The sequence below is a fragment of the Jatrophihabitans sp. genome, from assembly GCF_036389215.1.
Taxonomy (GTDB): Bacteria; Actinomycetota; Actinomycetes; order Mycobacteriales; family Jatrophihabitantaceae; genus Jatrophihabitans_A.
Genome location: NZ_DASVQG010000237.1, coordinates 1 through 3546 on the forward strand (window position 1 = coordinate 1; position 3546 = coordinate 3546).

The window sequence follows — 3546 nt, forward strand, 5'->3', positions numbered from 1 at the left end:
TTGACGGCGAACACCCGATCCCACTCCTCGGCGGTGCAGGTCAACGGATCCGCCGTGGAACCGATGCCGGCGTTGTTGCACACGACGTCGAGCCGGCCGGTGTCGGTGAGAATCCGCTGGACGACACCGCGGACCGCTGCCTCGTCGGTGACATCGAGCGGTACCGCGTTGGTCCGGTCCGGGCAGCCGGCGGGTGCGATGTCGGCGGCGTACACCGTGGCGCCCTCAGCCTGGAAGGCGTCGGCCATCTCGAAACCGATGCCCGAGCCCGCCCCGGTCACCAGCACGGTGCGGCCGTCGAACCTGCCCACGTCAGCTCCTTGGTACGTTTCGGTCCGGTTCTGAAGGGTATTCAGCGCCGGGTGCGGCCGGTCCGCAGCATCTCCAGCGCCTGCGCGGTCCGCGATCTCCGGGTTTCATCGCGTTTGGCCTCGTCGATCCAGCGGGCGAACTCTTTCCGGTGCGACGGTGCCAGGCCATCGAACGCGGCTCTGGCGGCGGCGTCCTCGCCGAGCGCCGCGACCAGCTCCGGCGGCAGTTCCACCTCGCGTGGCGCGGTGTCCAGAGCGATCACCACGTCAAGGGCGTCGCCGATCCCGACACCGAGATCGGCGCGCAGCTGCTTGCTGAACCCGAGCAGGTTCTCCCCGCCCATGCGCGCCACCCTCGCGGCGACGGTGTTGCCATTGGCCGTCACCCGCACCGCGGGCGCCTTGCCCCCGCCGAGCGCCGCGACCTGCTCGTCGGTCAGGACGATCGCGGCAGCCGGGCCGCGCGGCTCGAACGTCGCGTGCAGCCGAAGAGTGCCCTCTGAAGTGGTCACACCCCCGACTGTAGGACACCGTTGCGCAGGCGGGGGTTCAGGGCCCTGCGAGCATGCTCGCCACTCACGGTCTCCGCTCGCCGTCGCCGTACCGCCCACCCTCAAGCCGCAGTGTGCGGCGGCGTTTGCCTCGGCAACAGCCGACCGCCACGATGAAGGCTGGAGGGACGCCCAGTCACCAACGGAGTGAGAAGCCATGACCAGCCTGCCCGACACGACGCACACCGCTACCACCGAGCCGCCCTCCGCAGAGATGCGCCAGGTCATCGTGACCAGCGAGCACGGCGCGAGGGTGCGGAGGGCTCCGGTCCCCGTCCCGGCTCCGGGCGAGGCGCTGGTGCGGATGACCGCAGTGGGGATCTGCGGCTCCGACACCCATGCCCTGCACGGGCGCCATCCCTTCATCCCGCTGCCCTACGCTCCCGGCCACGAGGTCCTCGGCGTCGTCGAAGAGGTCGCCGACGGCGTACGGCGCGTCAGCGCCGGGCAGCGGGTCATCGTCGAACCGACCCTGCCGTGCTGGGCTTGCAAGCAGTGCCTCGCGGGACGGGTCAACCTGTGCGAGAACCTGCGGTTCTTCGGCTGCATCTACGACCAGGGCGGGATGGCCGACTACTTCACCATCCCCGCCGATCGGCTGCACGTCGTCCCCGACCAGCTCGAGGACCGCCAAGCCATCCTGGTCGAGCCGCTGTCCACTCCGGTGCACGCCGCCCGCCTGGCCGGCCCGCTGGACGGCAAGGCGGTAGTCATCATCGGCGCCGGCACCATCGGCCTGCTGCTGCTCGCCATCGTGCTGCGCCATGGTGCCCGGCGCGTCGTGGTCACCGACATGCTCCAGGACAAGAGGCGACGGGCATTACGTCTCGGCGCGCACGCGGTCATCGACGCCGGCGGCCCCGACGTTTCCGGAGCCGTGCGAGAGGCGCTCGGCGAAAGCGCCGATGTCGTCTTCGACTGCGTCGCCAACCAGTACACCGTCGATCAGTCCGTCAGCCTCGCCCTCAAAGGCGGCACCGTCGTGATCGTCGGTGTCCCCACCGGACGGGTCAGCGTCCCGCTTCCCGAGATCCAGGACATGCAGGTCAGGATCCAGGGCAGCGCCACCTACCTGCCCGAAGATTACGCCGAAGCGATGGCCACCCTCCTCGCCGGCCAGGTTCGCCCCGACGACATCATCACCGCCACCTTCCCCCTCGACCGGGTCGGCGACGCTTTCGCGGCAGCCACCAGCGGCCAGCACATCAAGGTCATCCTGACTTCCGAGCGCATGATCACCACCAGGGCCTGATGCGCGGGAACGTGCTGGTGCGCGAAGGGATGAGCTAGGCCAGCTCGAGGTCGGCCGCGGGACGTCCGAGCCTTGCCCTGCGGGATCGTCGAGGCGGTGGCTGCTCACCGGATCCGCACGGGACCAGCGCGACATCCAGCATGACCTGTCGCTTCAGCCGCCGGTTGGGGGTGTCGAGCCGCTGGAACAGCCGGATCGCCGCCGCCCGACCGAGCCGAACCGGATCCTGTTCGATGAAGGAGATAGGAGGCCGGACGCTGCCCGATAGCGGGAAGTCTCCGAAACCCACGAGTGCCATGTCCGTGCGGCCCATGGTTTGCAGTACCGGTATGAGCCCGATGGTGCACCGGGCATTGGACGACAAGATCGCCGTCGGCTCCTCCGATTCCCGCAGGAATTTCACGAACGAATGAGCCATCTCAGGACCCGAGGTTCCCCCGAGTACCACCGAATTCGCCGACTCGGGCATACCAGCCTCAAGCAGAACGGACTGGTATGCCTCCAGACGGCGTCGCGTCGTTTGGACGTTCAGGGTGTCACCGACGAAGGCGAGGCTCCTATGACCGTGATCCAGCAGGTGCCGGGTGGCGGCCACGCCACCGCCATGGTCGTCGGAGACGATGCTGTCGGCGACGATCCCGGTAGGAGTCCGGTCGACGAAGACGATGGGCGTCTTGTGCTGCCAGCGTTTGAGATAGGACTGGTCGTTGGAGATCGGAGTCGCGATCGCGCCGACGACCATCCGGTGCAGCAACGCCTCCATTGCCGGCCGCTCGTCGTCGGGTTCATAGCCCATGCTCGCGATCACGACGGCGACGCCCCGCTGATGAGCCACCTGCTCGACGGCATGGGTCAGGCTGGCGAAGAAGGGATCTGAGAGATCAGGTACCGCGATGGCGATCGCTGTGTCACGTCCGCTGCGAAATGAACGAGCGAGCAGGTTCGGCACGTAATTCGACTCGCGCATCGCCCGCAGCACACGCTCTCGGGTTTCGGCGCTGACGTACGGGTCATCGTTGAAAACGCGAGACACCGTCTTGACGCTCACTCCACAGCGCACGGCGACATCGCGCATCGTCGTCATCGCTCACCTCCCGGCCGTCTAATCCGCAAGTATCTGTCGAATCGTTCTACTCGCGCATCTCGGTCAGTTTACTGATCAGGGAGGCGGTCACGTGAGACCGGCTGGTAGGTCCGCGGGGATCCGAGCGGGGGGCCGGCCAGTGCCGTACCCCCCGCTCGGCGGATCAGCAGCTGGACTTGTAGATGGCCTGCGCGCCGTCACCGTCGACGTTGTCCCTGGTGATGACGGTGAAGCCGGTCTGGACCCTCGCGGGTGGCTGTTGGCCATCCAGCTTCGCGACCGCGGCGTCGACGCCGTACTGGCCGATCGCGGCCGGCTGCTGGGCGACCAGAGCCTGCACGGTGCCTG

Annotated in this window: 4 protein-coding genes and 1 pseudogene; 1 reads left to right on the top strand and 4 read right to left on the bottom strand. The window is 68.1% G+C overall.

Annotation, left to right across the window (positions count from 1 at the left end; genetic code table 11):
- Nucleotides 1–311, bottom strand: a 311-nt coding sequence (locus VF542_RS13095; protein ID WP_408652149.1) for an SDR family NAD(P)-dependent oxidoreductase, incomplete at its 3' end; no start/stop codon positions are given.
- A 41-nt stretch (nt 312–352) separates the two neighbouring features.
- Nucleotides 353–823 (bottom strand): YdeI/OmpD-associated family protein, encoded by a 471-nt coding sequence (locus VF542_RS13100; protein ID WP_408652150.1) that lies wholly within the window; start codon nt 821–823, stop codon nt 353–355.
- Nucleotides 824–1019: 196 nt separating this feature from the next.
- Here VF542_RS13100 and VF542_RS13105 point away from each other — a divergent pair, with 196 nt between their 5' ends.
- Nucleotides 1020–2114, top strand: a complete 1095-nt coding sequence (locus tag VF542_RS13105) for a zinc-dependent alcohol dehydrogenase (protein ID WP_408652151.1) — start codon at nt 1020–1022, stop codon at nt 2112–2114.
- Between the two features lie 34 nt (nt 2115–2148).
- Here VF542_RS13105 and VF542_RS13110 read toward each other — a convergent pair whose 3' ends face one another.
- Together VF542_RS13110 and VF542_RS13115 are read right to left on the bottom strand one after the other, a co-directional pair.
- Nucleotides 2149–3198: a LacI family DNA-binding transcriptional regulator gene (locus tag VF542_RS13110; RefSeq protein WP_408652152.1), complete on the bottom strand. Its 1050-nt coding sequence runs from the start codon at nt 3196–3198 to the stop codon at nt 2149–2151.
- A 163-nt stretch (nt 3199–3361) separates the two neighbouring features.
- A pseudogene (locus VF542_RS13115) lies at nt 3362–3546 on the bottom strand (ribose ABC transporter substrate-binding protein); the annotation flags it as partial.

Bases quoted from the DNA above. Each gene is read 5' to 3' on its own strand.
- VF542_RS13110 (WP_408652152.1), bottom strand. From the start codon at position 3,198: ATGACGACGATGCGCGATGTCGCCGTGCGCTGTGGAGTGAGCGTCAAG.
- VF542_RS13105 (WP_408652151.1), top strand. From the start codon at position 1,020: ATGACCAGCCTGCCCGACACGACGCACACCGCTACCACCGAGCCGCCC.